Consider the following 1,091-nt stretch of genomic DNA (forward strand, 5'->3'; position numbering starts at 1 on the left):
GTCTGCGCAGCGGCTGGTGGCGGTCGGTCGGTTGCTCGGCCAACACGTTCTTCCTTGAGTCGTTCATCGACGAGCTGGCTGCCGCCAACGGCGCGCCGCCGCTCGCCTACCGTCGCGCGCTGCTGGCCGAGGACGCGCGCGCCTTGCGCGTACTGCAGGCGCTGCAAGAGCAGGTTGCCGCCAGCGCCCCGGTTGCTCAGGACTGGTTTTGGGGCTTCTCGTGGCTGCGCTACGGCTCGCGCGTCGCTCACGCGGTGGCCGTGTCGCGGGAAGGAGAGCGGGCGATCAGGCTGCGGCGCATCGTGGTCGCGGTCGACTGCGGCGTCGTCGTCAATCCGCACTTCGCGCGCTCGCAGGTCGAGGGCGGCGTGGTCTGGGGTCTGAGCGCATGCCGCTTCGGCGCCATCGGCTTCGCGCGAGGTCGGCCGCAGCAGTCGAACTTCCACGACTACCCGGTGGCGCGCGCGCGTCATGTGCCGCCGATCGACGTGGTCTTTGTCGACAGCGAAGCCGAGCCCGGCGGGCTGGGCGAGGAATCGGTTCCCGGGACCGCGCCCGCTCTGGCGAACGCGATCTTTGCCGCGACCGGCCGGCGGCTGCGCGAGCTGCCATTCTCATCGGAGGCGATCACGTTCGTGGACTGATCGCCGGGCGCGGCGCAACGACCGCCCGATCCCGCCTGCAGGCCGTTTCCGGTGGAGGGGTGCCCGTGCATCGGCGGGGCGACCGCCGGGACGAGCCTGTTCAGTGCCGACTGCGCCGCTGAAAGACGAGGTGACGTGGCGTCGCCGGCTGTCCGCGCGCAGGCGGTCCGACACCAGCCGGTGCAACGCCTGACCGTGTTCCGTCGCGCGGCGCACGGCCTGGAGTGCGCGTTACCGCGAAGCAGGCCCCGGCCGGGCGGCGATCAATTCACGATCCGACGGCAGTCCGGCGACGGTCAGACACCGGTCAGACACCGGTCAGACACCGGTCAGACAGCGGTGAGACAGCGGTGAGACAGCGGCACCCCGCGCCCGGGCCACGAAGACCCACTCCTCGCCCGGGCGATCGGGCGCATCGAGCACGTCCACCACCAAGAAGCCGCTGCA

1 protein-coding gene is annotated in these 1,091 nt (G+C 71.5%); it reads left to right on the plus strand.

Annotated features, from left to right (window positions below; genetic code table 11):
• Nucleotides 1–644: molybdopterin cofactor-binding domain-containing protein (locus tag ACOVRJ_RS06945; RefSeq protein WP_422043156.1), on the plus strand; the 644-nt coding region annotated here is incomplete at its 5' end.
• Between the last annotated feature and the right edge of the window lie 447 nt (nucleotides 645–1,091).

It is taken from the genome of Roseateles sp., assembly GCF_049240545.1.
Taxonomy (GTDB): domain Bacteria; phylum Pseudomonadota; class Gammaproteobacteria; order Burkholderiales; family Burkholderiaceae_C; genus Paucibacter_A.